This window comes from Aequorivita sp. IT1282 (genome assembly GCF_058068205.1).
On record NZ_JBYRHR010000006.1, the window covers coordinates 285,383 to 302,095 of the forward strand.

A 16,713-nucleotide genomic window follows, 5' to 3' on the forward strand; every position below is an offset into this window, starting at 1 on the left:
ACCAAATATTATGAAACGATTGTTATTATTTTCAGTATTGAGCCTTTTTTGCCTTACTATTTCGGCTCAGACCAAAACATGGATAGGCCCTTCGGGCGGCAGTTTTAATGTTGCGGCCAACTGGAACCCTGCGGGAGTTCCTGGATCACTTAATGATGTTATAATTCCAACAGGAAGCAATATGATTATAGATGGCGCCGACATTAAATCCATAGTTATTGAGGGCAATGCCGTTGTTTCTCTAACAAATACCATCACTTTTAGTGAGAATTCAACTGTAGCTAGCAACGCTACTGTAAACTGGACATTCGGATATCTTGAAGGAGGTACAATTACAAATAATGGAACATTTAATTTTAGTAATGTCAACAATAAGGGTATGAATGGAAATACTCACTTCATAAACAATGGAGACTTTAATATGAATTCTGATGAATTGCTTGTGCTGAACAATATAAATCACGGCTTTACTAATACTTCAACAGGTGTAATCAATTTAAATGCTGGCGGGCAAATAACGCACATGCTTGGTGGCGGAAGCGGATTGCTTTTAAATTCTGGTTTGATAAAAAAACAGCAAAGTAATGGAGGGTTTTTAATCTTGGCCGCATTTCAAAATGACAATGGAACCATAACAGTAGAAAATGGAACCCTAAATATAAATTCGGAAAATGGAGATGTACCTAATGCAATTCTTAGTGATGGAATTTACAACGTGAGCGGCGGACAGAAATTAATATGGAATAGTGGATTTGACCTTTCCGGAACCCTTACAGGGCAAATGGACGGCGCGCTAGAATGGAACGGAACTATAAATGTTGCTAGCGGTACAGAAGCAATTTTCGATTTTGACGGTCCAGGTCTAACGTGGACTAACGGTAGCCTTCTGGGAGATGGCACACTCATTAACAGGCGACTACTAAATTTGGGCGGTTCCGCAACTTGGAGCGTAAGCGGACAGTCAATTTTAAGGAATGAAGGAGTTATTGATTACAATATTGCTGGTTTTTTGATTTTAGAAGGAACCTCAACCCTTGATAACACAAGCTCGGGAATTATCAATTTAAATGCTGGAGGACAAATAACCTATAGTGCGGGAGTGGGAACCTTAGCAAATTCAGGACTGGTACGAAAACAAGGTAGTTCAGACACGTTTGTTATGTTTGCCACCATGAATAATTTAGCCTCTGGAACTTTTGAGAGCGAAACAGGATTATTGGAGTTTATGAATTATGCCGGCACCGGAACCCTTACAGGAAATGGCTCTGTGAAACTGCCAAGCGGAACTACCTTTGAAGGCACAATCTCTCCAGGTGGTTTTCCTGGAACTTTGACCAACGAAGGCAATTACACAGCTTCTGCAAACGCAATCTTGGCCACGGAAATATATGGACCAACCGCAGGAACTGAATATGACGTTTTTGATATTCAAGGCAACGCCATTATGGACGGAAACATACTATTGCACCTGAGGTATCCGGCAAGTTTAAATGATGAATTTATAATTGTTACAGCAAATTCAATTACCAGTTGCAATCTACCCAATACGGTCGTTGCTCATTATGGCGACCAAAACTATACTTTCGATGTTATCTGCAATCCAGACAATGTTACATTAAAGATTACCGACATTGTATTAGGCACTGAAGTAAATACGTTGAGTAATCTTTCAATGTATCCCAATCCGTCCAATGGTCATTTCACAATAGATCTCGGCAAGGAATATACTGATGTAACCCTACAGATATACAATATGCTCGGGCAACAAATTTCTTCGGAAAAATACCTTTCTGCAAAGGTTATCGAAAAGCAATTAAATGCTTCCGCAGGAACCTATTTCGTAAAAGTGAGTACTGCTAAAGAAGGATCAAAAACTTTAAGGATTATAAAACAATAGATTTTTCAATAGCTAGTAAGGTTGAACTCCAACCGGAATGCCCCTGAAATATGGGGCATTTTTTAATAAATTAAAATCATTATCTAAAAATTCCTATCTTCACAAAAGTTTAAAAACGCATTAAAATAATTCAATAAAAAATATAGCTATGAAAAATCTAATCGCACTTTTCGCCTTCGTACTTATTGCTGCCACGGCACAAAGTCAATCTTTAACACAACAAGATGTTACTGGCACTTGGCTTGTAGTAAATATTGAAAACAGTAACAGCAATCCAAAAATGGCTACGGCAATGACCAAAGCTGTAATTAATTTGTATGCCGATAATAGTTTTGAGGTAAAGGAAAAACAGGAAAATGGCACTGCTTATTCATATACCACTACTTCAAATAAAAATGCAACGTGGAGTTTCAACCAAAGCACCCAAACTATTTCTACTACGCGTACCAAAATGACGTTTAAAATTTCTAAAAGCGGCGATAAAGTGTTTTTTACCGACCAAGATAGCGGATTGAAATTTGAGGTTATGAAGCCAATTTAACAGTAAAAAGTAAAACTTCTACCTTAATTTTATTAATGAATACAGTCACAACAGAAGTTTATAATCATTGTGGTTTCCAGATTTCTGACCATAAAACTGAACCCGAAAGCAAAGAATACAACGCCTGTCAATTTCAAATTGATGGGTGTTTTGTTATATGCCGAACAGCGAAAATAACTCCTAAAAAAATAGGGCAGTTCGTTACTTTTTGGAACCGAAACACAAAAGGAATCACACAACCATTTTCTGTAAAGGACAACTTCCACTTTTACGTTATTAATGTAGAAAAGGACAACCGCGTGGGGCAATTTGTTTTTCCGAAATCAATTTTAATTAGCAAAGGAATTGTTTCTACCGAAGTGAAAGATGGGAAAACAGGCTTTCGTATTTATCCTATTTGGGATACCCCAACCAGCAAACAAGCCCAAAGAACACAACAATGGCAACTCGATTATTTTTTTTTACTAACTAAAGCAACCGACCTGAAAAAAGTTGCTGAACTATACAGCCAAAACATATAATTGTCTTTCAAGAATTTATTTTCAAACTCAAAGAAGAAAATAAACTAATGATTAACAAGGTGGAAACGCTGATGCAGGTGACATGAAAATAGATGGATTGTGTTATATTTGGAATTGAACAATATAACCATCTAAGGGGCATAAACGCAATAATGGACTTTATCCACATGTTGTAACACATATGATAAACTACGCACATCAATACTTTGGAAAAGATTTGGAGACATTAGAATTCCAAGATGTTATCGATTTTTTTAATGATGAAAAAGAAGAATCAGACAAAATCGAATTTAAAGCCTTTCATCCGCAATATGGGAATTTCAATAAAAATCTTGAAGGAGTAATTCGTGGTATTTCTGCCTTTTTAAACTCTAATGGTGGAATTTTAATTTGGGGAGCACCTTTGGGACAAACAATTGATGAAAGATTAATTTTTCAAGGAGCACTTTCATTAGTAGACCAACTTATAGAAAAGGATTCGTTAATTAGTAAAATTTCTGATTCAATTACGCCTTTACCTGTCAACGTGAATGTTCAAATTATTGAAAACGGAGGAAATTATTTATACGTGTTTGAAGTTCAAACGAGTAATTATAGTCCACATCAATTTAAAAACATTTATTATGCTCGTTTAGATGGTCAAACTAAACCTGCACCTCATTATCTAATCGATGCTTTATTCAAAAAAGTATCTTATCCAAATATTGAAGGTTTTATAAATCTTAACCGATTTGGAAATATGAATAATGGTAATGTGTTTTTAGACATTTCTATTTTATTAATTAATTTTTCTGAACTACAGAACGAACAAGATGTCAGCTATAGGTTAATCTGTCCTCAAGCAATTTTTGCTGGAAGTTTAAATCAAAACTTGCAATCTAACTATACAATGGAAGGTCATCAATATATCAATAAAAATAGAGTAGATATATTACACTTTGGTGCGCCAGAGATGAACGACCAGAAATTAATTTTTAATATGAATACCCTAAATGACCAACATAATAATGAAATGGATTTAATTCTATTTTTTGGTGGTAAAAAATCACCTTTGAAGTTTTCGGAATACAAATTAAATTTTGGAATAGGTTCCATACCGCAATTAAATCCAAGCGTATTATTTACAAATATTCAAGAAAATGTACTTGCATCGGAAAAACAAAAAGCGTTGGGAACAACAAGAGAGAATTTACTTGAAAGCATATTAAAGCGGTAAATACGTGTTACAACACCATATAAAAAAAATTGCTAGTTTTAGCTAAACCAATGTTAGTTGCTTGTTTGCTAGCTTCTGATTTTCCTTCGGAAAACCCTCGCACACAAACACGCAACAAACCTTATACAAGACCATTAGCAGCAATTACCGCGAAACTCTGCGATTGATACTAAATAAAATTGAATGACTCAAAAACTAAATGTTTATGATTTGAATAATTCTGCATTTCTCGAAGAAGATATTGAAAATGTGATAGACAGAATTGGAAATTTATATGAAATTGAGTTTTTAAAAGAAAGAATAAAATTTACCTCTAAAATCAAATTTCCAGAAGATGCCTTTTGGATTTCGGATGAGACAACAAAAAAATTTAACGAATCAATTCCTGTAATTAAGAGTATAGTAAAAGATATTTACTCAATTTTAGAAGGAGTTTATGTCGCAAAAAATGGAAAATTTGACAAACCAAATTTGGAAATTAAATATAAGTATCTTAAAGAGTTAAGAGAGTTTAATAACAAGCTAAAACATCACAATACTAAAAAAGTAGTATTTAATTTAGTCTCTATTGTAAATATTAATGAGAAAACTTTAGATTGTCTAATTCAATATAAATATGACAATGAAAAGGAAATAAGTATTCTGCCTTTAGTTCGGTTTTTCCAACTTTATTTTAAAATATTGGAAGATGAAAATATAATTGAAATAGACCGAAAATGAGTAAAAAAGAGAATAAAATAGGTTTTGGAAAAATAGTTTTAACAGCTATAATAACTGCATTGATAACAACTATTTCTCAATCATACTTACAAAGTAGACAATTAGATAAAGAATTGTCTTCTTGGAAAGAAAAGTATGATATTGAAAGTATCGATAAAATAAATGATACTCGAATCAGAATGTTGGAAGATGTAAACGCACAAATATTGCAACTTGAGATTCAAGCAAAAGAAATAAAATTAGAAGTAGCAGTATCGAAATACTATACGAAACCCGAGCAAGGAGAAAGATTGAGTGAATTAATGGTACAATATCACAAGGACCTCTATCGAAATGCTTCAAAAATGCATATAGCATCTTTGTTTTTTGGAAATAAAGTCGACAGTTTAATTCCATTACTTGGAAAGTCATTGACTCAAAATTTTCAGCATAATTTAATGTTTGACTCGAATAGAATAAAATTTCCCGAATTCGAATTTGATTTTGAAACGACCGATAGTTTGACAAATATGAGAAATACTATTACTCAACAAATGGCGAAGGAAATAATGGAATCTTACGAATTGAATAAATAAAAGCCAGTTGCCAACAAAGACCTGAGGTAAAAAACAAGTCTTTTCTTCATTAATTTTTGACATTATTATTCTAGACTTACAGATTGAAAAATGGACCTGTAAGCTATTTTTTTATTTAGATTTCAACCTTTTTACTGCAAGCACCAAAACCTATTCTTCATCTCACATTATCCAATAATCATTCATCTTCTGTAACATTCTAACAGAAAAAGCGTTATATAGATTCATCAATCTAAAATCAAAATGCTACAACGTTTTTTCATCTTCTGCTCTGGCGCAGATACAGCAATCCTTGACGAATGTTCTCCCGGCGAACGCACCAAATATGCTGGCATTGGCGCCACCGTTTTCTTTACCGCCGTTATGGCAACCATTGCGGGCTCATTTGCACTTTATACCGTTTTCGATAACTACTTTTCCGCAATTTTCTTCGGTTTAATTTGGGGACTATTAATCTTCAATCTCGATAGATTTATTGTTTCAACCATTAAAAAACGTGACAACTTTTTTGATGAATTAATTCAAGCTTCTCCGCGAATTGCGCTGGCAATCATTATTGCAATCGTAATTTCAAAACCATTGGAAATGAAGATTTTCGAAAAGGAAATCAATCAGGTTTTACTTATAGAGAAAAATGAAATGACCCTTGCCAACAAAGATCAATTGGCATTACAATACACGCCATCTGTAACGGCTTTGGAAACCGAAATAGTAGGACTGAAAAAAGAAATATCCGACAAAGAAGCATCGGTAAACGCACTTTATGAAACCTACATTGCCGAAGCCGAAGGAAGAAAAGGTACCGAGAAGTTGGGCAAAGGACCGGTTTACAAAGAGAAGCGCGAAAAGCACGACACCGAACTCGCAGCTTTAGCCGATTTAAAGCAAACTAACACCGAAAAAATAACCGCTGCTGAAGCACAAATTGCAACGTTCGCCACAGAATATCAAACAAAAGTTTCGAACACCCAGCCCATAATTGATGGTTTTGATGGGTTAATGGCTCGAGTGAATGCGTTGAATAAACTGCCATGGCTACCGTCACTTTTTATTTTTCTATTGTTTTTGGCAATTGAAACCTCGCCAATTCTGGCAAAACTTTTATCGCCAAAAGGCGCTTACGATTTAAAACTTGAAGAGCAAGAAAGTGCGCTAAAATCTTGGGTAACCCAACAACAAGCACAACGCAATATACTTGTAACTACAGACCGTGAAATTAATAATAGAGTATACGCAGACATTGCAGAAGAACAAGAACTCTACGATTACAAACGCAAAAAAGCTCGCGAATTAATGCAAATGCAGGCTGATGCATTCTATAAAAAACAGAAAAGTGTTTTATAAAAACTCCTTGTCCCCAAAAGAGAAAATCTTAAATTGGAGCGAGCTAATAGTAAGATAGTCCTTCTTGTCTTCAAAATTTTATAAACCTTGAAGGCTATGGGTCAATAACCAAAGCATTTTTTAGTAATTTTGATAGTCAAATATCCTCAGCTTATTATGTCTAAAACCACATCTGCACAAGTTTCAAAAATTGCTAATGACAATTATAATATAAAAGCCGAAGCCATAAAACTTGACGGATATGTGGACGAAAACTTTTTACTCCAAAGTGCTACAGGCGCAAAATTTCTTCTCAAAATTTCTGATGAAGAATATTTTGATCAACTAGATTTTCAGATTGAAATTCTGAAGTATCTTTCAGATAAAAAACTTGCTGTATCAGTTTCAGAAGTTGTTTTAAACAAAGTAGGAAAATCGCTTACCCCAATTCAAAACAAAAAAACTGCCCGCGTTTTATCATGGCTTCCGGGCAGGCTTTGGGCGACTGTAAATCCAAAAACTGAAAAATTACGAAACAATCTTGGTGAAGCCGCCGGCAGTTTAACGAAGGCTTTACAAGATTTTGAACACCCAAATGCGCATAGAAATTTAGATTGGGATTTGGCAAATTCGGCTTGGACAAACGCACACACAGATAGCTTTGCAGGGGAACAAAAAGAAATTATTCAACATTTTCAAAATCGATTTGAAGAAATTCAAAATACCTATACAAAGCTTCCTAAAAGCATCGTTCACAATGATTTAAACGATTATAACATTTTAGTTTCCGAAGATTTTAGCAATCCAAAAGTTTCAGGATTTATTGATTTCGGCGACTCGGTTTTCACTCACACCGTCAACGATCTCGCAATTGCTGTGGCGTACGCAATTATGGATTTGCCAGATCCGCTTTCGGCAGCATTGGAGGTCATAAACGGTTATAACAAATACTACAAACTTTCAGACAAAGAGCTTAAATGTCTTTATACTTTGGTTGGAATGCGCCTCGTTATTACGGTAACAAACGCTTCGCTTAAAAAAGAAGAGTTCCCCAATGATGAATATTTCGTAATTAGCGAAAAACCCGCTTGGGATTTATTGGAAATATGGTTTAATGTGAATGAATATTTCGCCTATTATTCCTTCCGAAATGCTTGTGGATACACGGCTCATCCACTAGAAAAGAAATTTATAACTTGGGCAAAAAGCAAACAAATAACATTAAAAACAATCTTTCCAAATGTTGCTTCTGAAAAAATAGTGAATCTCGACATGAGCGTTGGGAGCACGCTTCTGGGGAACCTTTCGGAATACAACGACCCCGAAATTTCGAAATTTAAACTGAGACAATTTCAAAAACTTCAACCTAAAACTATTCTGCTAAATGGTTATTTAGAAACACGTCCGTTTTACACCACCGCAGCGTTTAAAAGTGAAGGTAACAACGGTCCGCAATACAGAACAGTTCATTTGGGAACCGATTTTTGGGTACCCGCAAAAACACCGGTACACGCACCTTTTGACGGCGTAGTGAAAATAATTCACCACAACAATTACGATAAGGATTACGGTCCAATGCTCATCTTGGAACATCGTTTTAATGACGAAAAATTCTATTCGCTCTACGGACATTTATCGCTAATGTCCCTTGAGATTTTACAGGTTGGTCAGAAAGTAAAACAGGGCGATCGCATTGCTTACATTGGCGCTTCGAAGGAAAATGGCAACTGGGCGCCGCATCTTCACTTTCAACTTATTTTGGATCTTTTAGGTAATGATGAAAACTTCAATGGTGTTGCTTTGCCTTCAAAAGTGGAGGTTTGGAAAAGTATTTGCCCGAACCCAAATTTAATTTTTGAAGAGGAATTGGAAACTGCCGAAGCGAAGATTTCCGAAGAAAAAATGCTCAACTTTAGAAAAGATCACCTCGGGAAAGGTTTGAGTCTTTCGTATGAAAAACCCTTGCATATCGTCCGCGGCGAAGGAGTTTACTTAATTGATATTGAAGGCCGAAAATATCTAGACACCGTAAACAATGTAAACCACGTAGGCCATCAGCACCCCAAAGTGGTTGCCGCTGGGCAACAACAAATGGCGGTTTTAAATACAAATACCCGCTATTTACACGAAGAAATTATCGCTTACGCGGAAGCTTTGCTTAAAAAATTACCGCCACATTTATCGGTAATTCATATTGTGAATTCAGGTAGCGAGGCCAACGAACTCGCACTGCGAATGGCGAAAACTCTAACCGGAAACAAAGATATATTAGCAATCGAAGTAGGTTATCACGGAAACACAAACGCCGTGATGGACGTGAGTTCGTATAAATTTGAAGGCGAAGGCGGTTTCCCAAAACCTGAAACAACACATATTCTTCCGCTTCCGGATTCGTTCCGAGGGAAATATTCGGGAGAAAATTGCGGCATTGATTACGCCAATCACGCAAAGGAAATCATTGCAAATCTAAAAGCTGAAGGCAGAGAAATTGCAGGTTTTATAGGCGAAACTATGATTAGTTGTGGCGGACAAATTGTGCCACCGAAGAATTATTTCAAAGAAATTTACAAGTACGTTCACGAAGCGGGTGGCATTTGCATTGCAGACGAGGTACAAACTGGTTTCGGACGGATGGGAAAAACCTTTTGGGCGTTTGAACTTTACGATGTTAAACCAGATATAGTAACGATGGGCAAACCTGCTGGTAATGGGCATCCATTAGCAGTTGTGGCTTGTACAAAAGAAGTTGCCGAAAAATTCAATACCGGGATGGAGTATTTCAACACCTTTGGCGGCAATCCTGTTTCCTGCGCTATTGGCCGCACGGTTTTGGGAGTAATTGATGATGAAAATCTGCAGCAAAACGCATTGGAGGTTGGCGGTTTTTTAATTGCTGCATTGAAAAAACTTCAAAAGCAATTTCCAATTATTGGAGATGTGCGCGGCAAAGGTTTGTTTTTGGGGTTTGAATTGAACGATTCTAACAAAAATCCGTTGCCCAAACACGCTTCCTATTTAGCAAACAGAATGAAACAACTCGGTATTTTAATGAGCATCGACGGGCCAGATCACAACGTATTAAAAATAAAACCGCCAATGGCTTTCAGTAAAGAGAATGCAAAAGAGCTGCTCGCTAGATTGAAAACTGTTTTTGGAGAAGACTATATGTTGAAATTTTAATTTAGAAACTCAGCGCCCTCTGCGACTTTGCGGTAAAAATATACACCACAGATGCGCAGAGGAAACGAAGCTTAAAATATATATTTATGAAAAAATTACTTTTCCTTTTCTGCATACTTGCAACACTAAATGCCGTTTCGCAGACAGAAGCCGCAGATAAAGAAGCGATCCTTTCAGTTTTAAAAACACAGGAAAACGCTTGGAACCAAAACGATCTTGAGGGTTTTATGCAGGGTTATTGGAAAAGCGACTCCTTGAAGTTTTACGGAAGTAAAGGTGTTACCAACGGTTGGCAAAAAACGCTGGATAACTACAAAAAAGGATATCCTACCAAAGAATATACTGGAAATCTATCATTTACAATTGATGCCATTACCAAAATTGAAGTTAATTCATATTACATAATGGGCCAATTCCATTTGGTGCGGGATGCTGGAAATGCCAATGGAGTCTTCTTAATTATTTTCCGAAAGATTGAGGGAGAATGGAAGATTATTGCAGATTTAAGCTGCTAATTTCCCTTTACCCGTTCCCAAAGGGCTGGTAAAAGATTTTTGGCATCGCTAGTGTCCTTCGGCTCTTCGCTGATATTTACATCATCTCCTTCCTTTTCTATAAGAAAACTAAAGGCATATTTATCGGCAGTAGGATCAAGGCTGATCAATCCGAAACGAAGATCGTTTAAATAAATACCATTTTCCTTTTCGGAAATAGTGTACCAACCTTGGGTAATTTTTATTAGCCGTTGTACTTTGTCGTATTCCTTTAAATCTCCGAGCGCTTCGTGATTTTTTTGGTGCGAAAAAAACTGAATGGGTTTGGTGTCAAAAAAAGAGTAATCGCCTATTAAAAATGCATCTTCAGTTTCCACATTTGCGGTCCACATAATTGTATTTAGCGGACTCGGTTTCGTCTCTATTGCCGAGTATGCAATGTTTTGATCCTTGAGTGCAGCTTCAAATTTAGTATAGCTAATTCCCTTTAGAATTAAGGTGAGCAACATATAGGAACTGCTTACAATCAAACCAAGATTGTTGAATCTTCGTCTTTTAATACTTCCTCTTTTTTGAAGCATCGCAAGAATCAGAAACACTAAAAATGGCAGGGTATAAAGCGGATCGATTACAAATATATTTTTGTATGCCAAACGAAGATCTAGTGGCCAAAAAAGCTGTGTTCCCCAAGTGGTATGCGCATCCAGCAACGGATGGGTTACGAAACACAAAAACCAAAACCAAGACCATTGTTTTAATGTTGCGCGCTTGTCCCAGAGTGAAAGTAGCCACCCAAAAAGTAACCCGAATGTAATGGCAAAAACTATAGAATGAGTAAAACCACGATGAATTTCTAAAGCCGTAACGGTGTCGGTTAAATAGTTTGCAATTATATCCAAATCTGGAATAGTACCTGCAATTGCGCCTAAAAGTATCGCTTTGTTGCCAATCTTTTTTCCTAAAACCGCTTCACCAACTGCGGCGCCTAATACTATCTGTGTTACTGAATCCATTCGGAAAACATTATTTCTTTTTACGAAGCGGTGAAAATACACACTTCCCCAGTATAAAAAAAGGATGCTTTTTTAAAGCATCCTTTTCAATTCAATATTATTTTTAATGATTATTTTGATAGCTCGGCAACTAAAGTATAGGCGGCATCACCGTGAATTCCTGTAAAATATTTGCCCCATTTTTTGCCACGTTGTTTTGCAACATCTCCAGTCCAATTTTGATTAAATAATTCGCCGCTTCTGTCAAACATTTTTTCCATGTCGCACATAGAATCTACAAAAAATGCTTCTACAAATTCGGTTTTATCGCTTCCCCAAGCGTGAACATTTGGATAATATCCTTTAATGTAATCATTCTTTGAAATGACTTTTGCGAAATTTTCAGCTCGTAATTCATCAAATTCCTTTTGTGAACCATCTTCTGGAAAAGTGAAATAAGTTTTTCGAACATAAAGCACTAAATCTTTTGTATTGTCCTGTGGTATGTATTTGGCACCATCAATTGGAGCATATATTTCATCGGAATGGTTTACTGCAAAGTAGTCGCCCAGTTTTTTAAAAAAATCGCCCCTAGCTTTCTCATCCGGCCACGCTTGTTTTACAAGCTCATCGGTCCTTTTGGTCGCCTTGTCCATTGCTTCCCAAGAAGCGTAGGTTTGCACATAAAGCACTTCAGAATTATCTGGCGAGAATAAATGCGTGTAATACGATGCCGAAAAAATATGTTCATTTTTGCTTACAACTTTTTGCAAATATTCCTTTTCCAAGGCTTTCCATTCGTCCATGCTGAAATCTTCCTTATCCATATTCCAATGGTTAGTTGTTACTGAAAGATATTGTGGCCTGTTCGCGGCATCTTGCGCAAATACACTAAAATTCAAAAGCAACATAATAGATGCAATTGCGATAAACTTAAGGTTGGTAGTTGTTTTCATAATCCCATAAAATTAAATTAGTATAAATATTAAATTTGATTACTATTTAATAGTTGGGGCAAACTAAAAGAGGATGAAAATATGGGAAAGAGTGTTTAGGAATCAGAACCTAAATATAATTAAAATTACTTTACATAACTGTTATTGTGACACTTATATATGTTTTAATCTACAATCTGCATCTTTTTAAGAAGAAAAGAAGCATTCATATTTTGGCAAATTCCGGTTTTAAAAGTATAGTCGAAAAAGAGTTCGTCGTTTTCAATTCGAGCATCGAAGAAATAGTTCTTTACTTCGGGCAATTCTTCAGCAGCCACACAAAGACTTAAATCGTGCGTAGCGATAATTCCCGTGGAATTGCTGGCAACGAGTTTTTCTACAAATTTGCGGGAGCCAATGGCCTTGTCTGTGCTGTTTGTTCCCTTCAAAATTTCGTCGAGAATGATGAAATAACGATCGGTTTTAATTTCGTCAACAATGAATTTCAAACGTTTTAATTCACTGAAAAAATACGACTCATCGTCCGTTAAACTATCGGTGGTTCGCATACTGGTAATAAGCTTGATTGGGTTATAGTCCGCTTTTTCTGCACAAACAGGCAGGCCAACATTCCCCATTACAATTTGTAGCGAAACAGTTCTCAAGAATGTACTTTTACCTGCCATATTCGCTCCAGTTACGATGAAAAATTCCTCCGAATTAATCTGAAAATCGTTGCGAATCATGGTTGCTTCTTTCAATAATGGATGCCCGGCGCCTTTCACTTTTAACACTGGAACTTCATCATTAATATTCGGAAAAACATAATTGGGGTGATTAAAACCGAAGTTCCCCAAACTGTTATAAGCATCAAAAAACGTAATAGCATCAAACCAAACGGGAACGCTTTCTTTATGCGATTCAATCCATTTTTCAATATTATAACACTGTCGAAGATCGCGGAGCATAAAACCGTTCGCAATTACACCAATAAGCATATTGCTGCGTTGATCTAAAGCGTCTAAATGCTTGGCAAATTTCTTTAAAACTGTTGATGCTTTTGTGGAAGAATTAATAATTAAGTTTCTTTTCTCAGAAAGTAATTCTGAAGTAAAATCTTGGTTTTCAATCTCCAAAATAAGCTTGTGAAATTGCTCAAAAGTGCTTTGTATTTTTGCAGTGTGGGATGATAAATCGTTTACTTTTTTCAAATAACGCCCAGAAATTGCAATGCCTAAAAAGAACCAACCAGCAATCGCATAACCCGAAACCAAATCGAGGTAATTTAATACAATCAATGCTAGCGAAATGACAGAAAATACCAATGAAACTGGCTTGATCCACGAAGGAACAAAGGTTTTATAATTTTTCAGCCAATCGGTAACTTCAACTGCGGAAACTTCTGTTTTTACCAACGAAGCAATGCCCGAAAAATGCTGGCGCCACTTGGCTTTTTCTGCTAATTCATTTATTGCTTGTTGCTTTTTTGGAATGCCATCAATTTCGTTTTGGGTGAAAAGTTTCGCCAAAAAATCGGAGCCACTTTCCAGAGCAGTTCTATTCAAATATTGAAAAATTGAACCACGCCCAAAAAGATCTATATCCTGACTGTAAAAGTGAAGCGGATCCTTATATTTTTCGCCAGTAGGTAATTGATGGAAAGCACGGTTTAAAACATCGAGTTCGGTTTCATTTTGAGCAATCAATGCTTTTTTAAGATCGCGTTCGTATTGCAAACCACTGTGTTTTGAAACCAAGTAAATAAAGGCCGCAATAAATACAACTATAATTGCAATTACAATTTTCGCATTTCCGAAGAAAAAGTACACGCCCAAACAAGCAAGCAAAAATATAACAAGCCGAATAGTGCTGGACAAGGCGAGTTTACGCTTTAGTTTTTGTAAGGCTTCGGTATGGGTTTCAATCTGAAGTTTATAAAAATCGAATGGTTTGTTCATAGGTTATTCTTTATAGCTACAAGTTGTTTTTTAGACCTTGCGAGATAACTTCTCAGTTATAGCATATTTAGTTCTGCTTGCAATTTTTTGGTAAGGCTTTTTACAACTAAATCATAGGAATGGTCTATTAACTCAGTAACTAAATTGTGGGGTAAATTATTTTCAATTTCAACAGTATTCCAATGAGTTTTACTCATATGATAGCCCGGAATTATTAACCCATCGTACTCTTCGCGAAGTTCAATCGCCCTGTCGGGGTCACACTTTAAATTGGCAGATGCAGGATGTTTTTCTAATCCAGCAAGCGCAAACATTTTGCCCATCACCTTAAAAACTAACGTACTTTCATCAAAAGGAAAAGACTCTGTCACCCTTTTTTTTAAAATGCAATATTCTCTGAATTCTTCTATATTCATATTTCTTTTAATAAAGACCTACAAGAAATCTGTTTTCTTGAAGGAAACTTTAATTTATTTTATAACCCAAAGCAGGCTTTCCGTCAAAATAGACTAATAAATTTTTGGCCCCAATCGTCAAAGGCACATTAAACTTTATTCGGTCTGCTTCCCTCTCAATTTCTTCAATGGAAAATATTTCAAGCCCATAAGAATATGAAATTTTTCCTGGGTTTATGTTTTTGATAGAGAACAAAATTTCGTCGAAATATTCATCTTCAACAAGCAAGCCATCTGCGGGGTATTCAATATCTTTTGAAAACAGATTTTTTTCAATTACCAATGGCCGCTCAGAAAATTGCTTTTTACTTAATATTTCTTCCAAAAAATTATCTTCGGACATATCAGGATAATGCGTTTTTATAAATAATTCTGGTGGCGTTTTGTAATAAAAATAGGTTGGTTCCTTAATAAACTTGCCGTTGTATTTTCCAGCCCCCCAGGTAGCATCGAATAGATAGGGCTTGCCATCAATAGTAGCTACATTCCACATATGAACGCGCTTAAAGGGTCGTCCAATATCTGCAAAATTGGATTTTATATCGCCACGTACCAAATAGTTTTTTATGCCCTGCAACTCGCACAGCTTTTCAAATACCATAGCATATCCTTCACAAACGGCAAGGCCTGTTTGGAGGGTTCGTTGAATGATTTTGACCCGAAGTTTTTCGTCTTTTTCGTTCCGTTCCCGGTAATTTGAAAACTTGTAATCAAACTGTTTATACTGGTTAGGATCGTAGGCAACATTCTGTATAATCCAAGTATAGATAGCCCTGACCTTATCTTCATCAGTTACAAAATCGCGGGTTATGAATCTGGCAAGTTTCTCCGGATTTTCAAAAGTGGATGGATACATTGTAAGGATGGCATCCACGCGTTCGTAATCCTGGGCAATAGCTGTTACGTGTAGGAACGTAAAAAAAAGTAGTAATAGTTTCATTTTTTTGGGGCAATAAGTTTGGGGGTTTCTTGGACTTCCAAGGCAGTATAATCGAGTTTCCAATTAATGGTTTCCACTAATTTTTCCATAAGTTGAATGGTCTCCAAAGCCTGTTTTGAAGCTTCATTTAAAAGACCACTTTCTGGAATTTTATCTACAATATGTTTTTTGGCTTCTTGGTTTATATCGGTCAAATCGCTTGCCGTAAAGGGGTTGGCCCACCCTTCCTTTTTATCGTAATATTTAAAATCGGTTTCAATGGTTAGCAATTCGGGCTGCGGAAAGTTTGTTAAAACAATCGTTCGGTTTTTGGTATCAGCATGCATCTTAACTTTTGTAAGGTCGAAACCAATATGCGCCTTTGCTTCAATTAAAACTAAGGCTTTCTTTTTTCCCAATAGCAAGTTAAGCCATTTATCCTTTACATTTTCATAATAGAAGATTTCAGAAAAATCGCCTTCCACCGTAATGAATTTACAAACACTGCGTATTTTCTCCATCAAAATAACAGACTGAGTATTTACTTTTTCTTTTCTTCCGCCGCCAAAACGCGCGAAAATAAAGTAAGCCAACACGGCACCAACCGCTAATCCTATGAAGAGATATTCCATGATATTATTTTCCTATGCTTCCCAAATGCGTGTTTTTAAAGCTGTCTGAATATTTTAATCCGTAGCCAAAAATTCTGTCGAAGGAAGCATGTGAGAACAAAATTACACCTATTAATATTAAGAATGAATTGTTCAAATAAAATCCTGTCAACCCAATGGCAATCGCAATTGCTTTGTGGTGAAATAGATTGTAAGTAAAAGCGCCAATTTTAGCATTAATTAAATACCCAATCATACCAAAATCTGGGGTAAGCAACAAGGCGGGAAACCACCACCACGCATAATCTAACTGCGAAAAAAAGAAAATTCCTAAAACAAATTGCGCCAATTCTTCAATTTTTAAAGTTGTTTCCAT

General features: G+C 36.1%; 16 protein-coding genes. 9 read left to right on the plus strand and 7 right to left on the minus strand.

The window, feature by feature from the left end; all coding sequences use genetic code 11:
• The first annotated feature begins 10 nt into the window (after positions 1-10).
• The 9 genes from AC3RVG_RS14635 (at position 11) to AC3RVG_RS14675 (ending at position 10,488) form a co-directional block, all read left to right on the plus strand.
• A complete protein-coding gene (locus AC3RVG_RS14635; RefSeq protein WP_489692210.1) occupies positions 11-1,897 on the plus strand; it encodes a T9SS type A sorting domain-containing protein in 1,887 nt (628 codons plus the stop codon).
• Between the two features lie 148 nt (positions 1,898-2,045).
• Positions 2,046-2,438 carry a hypothetical protein gene (locus tag AC3RVG_RS14640; RefSeq protein WP_489692211.1) on the plus strand — a complete coding sequence of 131 codons (393 nt, stop codon included), beginning with the start codon at positions 2,046-2,048 and terminating at the stop codon, positions 2,436-2,438.
• Between the two features lie 35 nt (positions 2,439-2,473).
• Entirely contained in the window at positions 2,474-2,959 is a 486-nt protein-coding gene (locus AC3RVG_RS14645; protein ID WP_489692212.1) for a MepB family protein, read from the plus strand.
• A gap of 181 nt (positions 2,960-3,140) precedes the next feature.
• The gene (locus AC3RVG_RS14650; protein ID WP_489692213.1) at positions 3,141-4,175 is read left to right on the plus strand and encodes an ATP-binding protein; all 1,035 of its coding nucleotides are present in this window, start codon (positions 3,141-3,143) and stop codon (positions 4,173-4,175) included.
• Between the two features lie 183 nt (positions 4,176-4,358).
• A complete protein-coding gene (locus tag AC3RVG_RS14655; RefSeq protein ID WP_489692214.1) occupies positions 4,359-4,895 on the plus strand; it encodes a hypothetical protein in 537 nt (178 codons plus the stop codon).
• Entirely contained in the window at positions 4,892-5,470 is a 579-nt protein-coding gene (locus AC3RVG_RS14660) for a hypothetical protein (RefSeq protein ID WP_489692215.1), read from the plus strand. The genes AC3RVG_RS14655 and AC3RVG_RS14660 overlap by 4 nt, the downstream gene beginning before the upstream one ends.
• Before the next feature lie 243 nt (positions 5,471-5,713).
• Positions 5,714-6,814, plus strand: a complete 1,101-nt coding sequence (locus AC3RVG_RS14665; RefSeq protein ID WP_489692216.1) for a DUF4407 domain-containing protein — start codon at positions 5,714-5,716, stop codon at positions 6,812-6,814.
• A 156-nt stretch (positions 6,815-6,970) separates the two neighbouring features.
• Positions 6,971-9,973 (plus strand): aminotransferase class III-fold pyridoxal phosphate-dependent enzyme, encoded by a 3,003-nt coding sequence (locus tag AC3RVG_RS14670; protein ID WP_489692217.1) that lies wholly within the window; start codon positions 6,971-6,973, stop codon positions 9,971-9,973.
• A gap of 86 nt (positions 9,974-10,059) precedes the next feature.
• A complete protein-coding gene (locus AC3RVG_RS14675) occupies positions 10,060-10,488 on the plus strand; it encodes a YybH family protein (protein WP_489692218.1) in 429 nt (142 codons plus the stop codon).
• Here AC3RVG_RS14675 and AC3RVG_RS14680 read toward each other — a convergent pair.
• From AC3RVG_RS14680 to AC3RVG_RS14710, 7 genes are all read right to left on the minus strand, one after another.
• The gene (locus AC3RVG_RS14680; RefSeq protein ID WP_489692219.1) at positions 10,485-11,480 is read right to left on the minus strand and encodes a metal-dependent hydrolase; all 996 of its coding nucleotides are present in this window, start codon (positions 11,478-11,480) and stop codon (positions 10,485-10,487) included. The genes AC3RVG_RS14675 and AC3RVG_RS14680 overlap by 4 nt on opposite strands.
• A 110-nt stretch (positions 11,481-11,590) precedes the next feature.
• Positions 11,591-12,415: a hypothetical protein gene (locus tag AC3RVG_RS14685; RefSeq protein WP_489692220.1), complete on the minus strand. Its 825-nt coding sequence runs from the start codon at positions 12,413-12,415 to the stop codon at positions 11,591-11,593.
• Between the two features lie 164 nt (positions 12,416-12,579).
• Positions 12,580-14,352 carry a MutS-related protein gene (locus AC3RVG_RS14690; RefSeq protein WP_489692221.1) on the minus strand — a complete coding sequence of 591 codons (1,773 nt, stop codon included), beginning with the start codon at positions 14,350-14,352 and terminating at the stop codon, positions 12,580-12,582.
• Between the two features lie 56 nt (positions 14,353-14,408).
• Positions 14,409-14,768, minus strand: coding sequence for an MmcQ/YjbR family DNA-binding protein (locus AC3RVG_RS14695; RefSeq protein ID WP_489692222.1), 360 nt, complete (start codon positions 14,766-14,768; stop codon positions 14,409-14,411).
• Between the two features lie 49 nt (positions 14,769-14,817).
• A complete protein-coding gene (locus AC3RVG_RS14700; RefSeq protein WP_489692223.1) occupies positions 14,818-15,747 on the minus strand; it encodes a transglutaminase domain-containing protein in 930 nt (309 codons plus the stop codon).
• The gene (locus tag AC3RVG_RS14705) at positions 15,744-16,358 is read right to left on the minus strand and encodes a DUF4230 domain-containing protein (RefSeq protein WP_489692224.1); all 615 of its coding nucleotides are present in this window, start codon (positions 16,356-16,358) and stop codon (positions 15,744-15,746) included. Before AC3RVG_RS14705 ends, AC3RVG_RS14700 begins: the two co-directional genes overlap by 4 nt.
• Before the next feature lie 4 nt (positions 16,359-16,362).
• A complete protein-coding gene (locus AC3RVG_RS14710; protein ID WP_489692225.1) occupies positions 16,363-16,713 on the minus strand; it encodes a DUF4260 domain-containing protein in 351 nt (116 codons plus the stop codon).

Coding starts and splice junctions, on each gene's coding strand:
- AC3RVG_RS14635 (WP_489692210.1), top strand. CDS start 11: ATGAAACGATTGTTATTATTTTCAGTATTGAGCCTTTTTTGCCTTACT.
- AC3RVG_RS14640 (WP_489692211.1), top strand. CDS start 2,046: ATGAAAAATCTAATCGCACTTTTCGCCTTCGTACTTATTGCTGCCACG.
- AC3RVG_RS14645 (WP_489692212.1), top strand. CDS start 2,474: ATGAATACAGTCACAACAGAAGTTTATAATCATTGTGGTTTCCAGATT.
- AC3RVG_RS14650 (WP_489692213.1), top strand. CDS start 3,141: ATGATAAACTACGCACATCAATACTTTGGAAAAGATTTGGAGACATTA.
- AC3RVG_RS14655 (WP_489692214.1), top strand. CDS start 4,359: ATGACTCAAAAACTAAATGTTTATGATTTGAATAATTCTGCATTTCTC.
- AC3RVG_RS14660 (WP_489692215.1), top strand. CDS start 4,892: ATGAGTAAAAAAGAGAATAAAATAGGTTTTGGAAAAATAGTTTTAACA.
- AC3RVG_RS14665 (WP_489692216.1), top strand. CDS start 5,714: ATGCTACAACGTTTTTTCATCTTCTGCTCTGGCGCAGATACAGCAATC.
- AC3RVG_RS14670 (WP_489692217.1), top strand. CDS start 6,971: ATGTCTAAAACCACATCTGCACAAGTTTCAAAAATTGCTAATGACAAT.
- AC3RVG_RS14675 (WP_489692218.1), top strand. CDS start 10,060: ATGAAAAAATTACTTTTCCTTTTCTGCATACTTGCAACACTAAATGCC.
- AC3RVG_RS14680 (WP_489692219.1), bottom strand. CDS start 11,480: ATGGATTCAGTAACACAGATAGTATTAGGCGCCGCAGTTGGTGAAGCG.
- AC3RVG_RS14685 (WP_489692220.1), bottom strand. CDS start 12,415: ATGAAAACAACTACCAACCTTAAGTTTATCGCAATTGCATCTATTATG.
- AC3RVG_RS14690 (WP_489692221.1), bottom strand. CDS start 14,352: ATGAACAAACCATTCGATTTTTATAAACTTCAGATTGAAACCCATACC.
- AC3RVG_RS14695 (WP_489692222.1), bottom strand. CDS start 14,768: ATGAATATAGAAGAATTCAGAGAATATTGCATTTTAAAAAAAAGGGTG.
- AC3RVG_RS14700 (WP_489692223.1), bottom strand. CDS start 15,747: ATGAAACTATTACTACTTTTTTTTACGTTCCTACACGTAACAGCTATT.
- AC3RVG_RS14705 (WP_489692224.1), bottom strand. CDS start 16,358: ATGGAATATCTCTTCATAGGATTAGCGGTTGGTGCCGTGTTGGCTTAC.
- AC3RVG_RS14710 (WP_489692225.1), bottom strand. CDS start 16,713: ATGGAAACAACTTTAAAAATTGAAGAATTGGCGCAATTTGTTTTAGGA.